3 protein-coding genes are annotated in these 3,499 nt (G+C 63.2%); all 3 read right to left on the bottom strand.

Going from position 1 to position 3,499, the window contains the following annotated elements:
- Window positions 1-786: 786 nt before the first annotated feature.
- On the bottom strand, window positions 787-1,377 hold the full coding sequence (locus tag MKK49_RS07945) for a PAS domain-containing protein (protein ID WP_244027584.1): 591 nt from the start codon (window positions 1,375-1,377) through the stop codon (window positions 787-789).
- 225 nt (window positions 1,378-1,602) lie between these two features.
- On the bottom strand, window positions 1,603-2,973 hold the full coding sequence (glmM, locus tag MKK49_RS07940; protein ID WP_244027583.1) for a phosphoglucosamine mutase: 1,371 nt from the start codon (window positions 2,971-2,973) through the stop codon (window positions 1,603-1,605).
- Between the two features lie 112 nt (window positions 2,974-3,085).
- Window positions 3,086-3,499 (bottom strand): SIS domain-containing protein (locus MKK49_RS07935; protein WP_244027582.1); only part of this gene is annotated, 414 nt, incomplete at its 5' end.

Raw genomic sequence — 3,499 nt, 5'->3', positions numbered from 1 at the left:
CGATGTGGGCCGCCGAGGGCGAAGCTGCCATCCGCACCGTCGTCGATACCGCGCGCCTCACAGGCAGCAGCTCCTTCGGCACCATCCTCAAAACCGTCGGCGCCTGAACCCCGAGATTACGGGGGTGGGTAATTACAACCGGAGAGCACCATACTCATAAACAACTGATCGGTTTTATTGTTTTGATGCTTGATTGTCTGCGCCGTGGTTGAAGCCCTAAGATTATCCAATCTAAATTTTGTGAAAACCAAATCACCGATGCCGGCTCCGTCTATGGTTGCGTGGAACGGCTCGTCGCCCAGGCAATTCTGCGCCATGGGAACGAGACGATCCTCGCACACCTCCCGCCAGCAGCGGAAGCGGTCCTTAGGTTGAACACCATCAGTTGAGAATATATTCTTCAACTTTACAACCTTAAAGGCCCAATTACTTTGTTCTGCGTGTTGATATCTTACAGATACATCCCGTAAGATCTCAAACCCGCGCGACTACTTCGATGGCTCCAGCGACATTGATTTCGGGATCGGAACCTCGGATCTGGCCCCAGCCGATGTCAACGACCTCGCTGGCAGCCGAACACCGTCGCAGGTCCTGGCGACCGTCGATGGCAGCGGCACGATTCAGCCAAGCGATTTTTCCGAACGGTGTGAACGGCGGCGTCAGATAAAGAATAGACGAGCGGGAACACCGATCCCACTCGTCTTTGGATCTACCCGCCGACATCGCGGTCCGCACAGCGCCAGCCATTGCGTCTTCGGCGGTGAGGTGACGTTCGAACAGCAGATTTTAATGAAGGTGCTTCGCCCGAGTCTCATACTTCGGCTTGGACAACTCCTTTCCAAGCTCTAGCAGCAACATATCGACCAACATTCCCAGAACGCCTGCGCCATCCTGAGCCAGCAGGTTTCGCAAGGGGATCAGGCTGTCGACGAGACGCTCGATCACATCGATCCGCTGTGCAGCGTCAACAGTGTCGATACGGGCCTTCGTGATATCGACGGCCATACCGAGGCAGCGAACTCCTCGCCCCTCGACGTCCGCCTCGACCTGTCCACGCGCCGAAACCCAATGCACGACGCCATCGGCACGAACAGTTCGAAAGTGTGCCGCGAATCGCCCGACAGTCCCATGGGCCTCGCGGACAAGCTCCGACACGCGTTCTTGATCATCAGGATGGATGCCAGCGAGGAACGCGGACAACGGTACGCCACGCGCCGCCTCTTCGGGCGCAATCCCGAGCATTTGGATCAGCGAGCCGGACAGGTACACCAGATCCGTACGGAGATCATTGTCCCACGTACCGACGAAGCCGGATGCATCCAGAGCAGATTGGATCTCGGCGCTGACAGCCCTCTCACGTTTTCCACCTGACGGCATGGGGCCCCCCTGAGAGACAGGTTCAACGAGGCTCCAACTGTCATGTTCCCTACAAACATCCAGCCAGCGTTCCGTCATACCGGCGCGAGGCCTCAGCGGCCACGGCCAGTTCATCCGTCATCATCCCAACAGCCAGATTGCCACCGCCCTCACCGGCTCACCCGCTTCCGGCGAAGGTTCGTCCGCCGTCGAGGAACCGGGGCTGGTCGCCGGGCCCGAGACCTCTCAGCTGTGCAAGGCCCGGTGGGGCTCCTGGACGCCGAAGCGCCTGGCGATCGCGTGCGACACCTCATCCACGATGTCGCCGATCAGGTGTTGATCGTCGCCCTCGGCCATCACCCGGATCACGGTTTCGGTGCCGGACGGGCGAACCACGAGGCGACCGGACGTGTGCAGGCGGGCTGTCGCCGACGCGATGACATCCAGGACCGCGCCGTCGCGGAGCGGCTCCCCCGAGCGATAGGGCACATTCCTGAGGATCTGGGGCAGGGCGTTGAAGCAGTGGCAGACCTCGCTGACGGGCCGGTCTCGGCGCTTGACCACGCTGAGGAGTTGCAGCGCCGCCACGAGTCCGTCCCCCGTCGTCGCGTAGTCCGACATGATGATGTGGCCGGATTGCTCGCCGCCGAGGTTGTAGCCGTGTGCGCGCATGTGTTCGAGCACGTACCGGTCGCCGACGGCGGTGCGGGCGAGGGCGAGGCCGATCCCGCCGAGATAGCGCTCCAGGCCGAGGTTCGACATGATCGTGGCGACGAGGCCAGGCTGGGTCAGGCGATTGTCCTGCTGCCACGAGCGCGCCATGACCGCCATGAGCTGGTCGCCGTCAACGACGAGGCCCCGTTCGTCGACGATGATCACCCGGTCGGCATCGCCGTCGAAGGCGATGCCGATGTCGGCGCGGCGTTCCCGCACCTTAGCGACCAGGGCATCCGGCGCCGTCGAGCCGACATCACGGTTGATGTTGAAGCCATCGGGCTCGACGCCGATGGCGATCACCTCGGCCCCGAGCTCCCACAGGGTCTCGGGCGCGACGCGGTAGGCCGCGCCGTTGGCGCAGTCGACGACGACCCGCAGGCCGTCGAGGGTCATCTGGCGCGGGAGGGTCCGCTTGGCGAACTCGATGTAGCGGGCATGCACGCTCTCGATGCGCTTGGCCCGGCCGAGATCGCGCGCGCCGGCCAGCCGCGTCTGCAGCGGCCCGTCGATAAGTCCCTCGATCTCCCGTTCCACCGCATCCGAAAGCTTGAAGCCGTCGCGGCCGAACAGCTTGATGCCGTTGTCCTCGAACGGGTTGTGGGAGGCCGAGATCATCACGCCGATATCGGCCCGCATGGAGCGGGTCAGCATGGCCACCGCCGGCGTCGGCATCGGACCGAGTTGGAGTACGTCCATGCCGACGGAGGTGAAGCCGGCGATCAGGGCCGTCTCGATCATGTAGCCCGACAGCCGGGTATCCTTGCCGATCACGACCCGGTTGCGGTAGCCGGAACTGCGGAAGTGCAAGCCAGCGGCCTGCCCGACCCGCAGGGCGAGTTCCGGGGTGATCACGCGATTGGCCAGTCCACGGATACCGTCCGTGCCGAAGTACTTCAGCATTGCCGTCCCTCCCAGGTTCTCGCCCAAGTTCTTGCTTAAGTTCTCGCCGAAATTCTTGCCCGAGGTCTCACCGACGTCCTTGTGACGAGCGACCGGACAAATCCGATGTCGATCATTCCACCGTCACGGATTTCGCGAGGTTGCGCGGCTGGTCCACGTCTTTCCCCATGAGCGCGGCCGTGTGGTAGGCGATGAGCTGGATCGGCACGGCATAGACGATGGGGGCCACCACGGGATCGCAGTCCGGCATGGTCACCGTCGCCATGGTCTCCAGCCCCGCTTCCGCCGTGCCCCGGGCGTCGCCGATGAGGATGATGCGCCCGCCCCGCGCCGCCACCTCCTGCATGTTCGACACGGTCTTCTCGAAGATCGCGTCGTGGGGGGAGATGACGATGACGGGGACGCTCTCGTCGATGAGGGCGATGGGGCCGTGCTTGAGTTCACCCGCCGCATACCCTTCGGCGTGGATGTAGCTGATTTCCTTCAGCTTCAGGGCGCCTTCCAGCGCCATCGGGTAGCTGGTGCC

This window comes from Methylobacterium sp. J-090 (genome assembly GCF_022829345.1).
Classification (GTDB): domain Bacteria; phylum Pseudomonadota; class Alphaproteobacteria; order Rhizobiales; family Beijerinckiaceae; genus Methylobacterium.
Note: the sequence above shows the minus strand (reverse complement) of the source record. Positions and strands in the feature narration are given on the sequence as shown.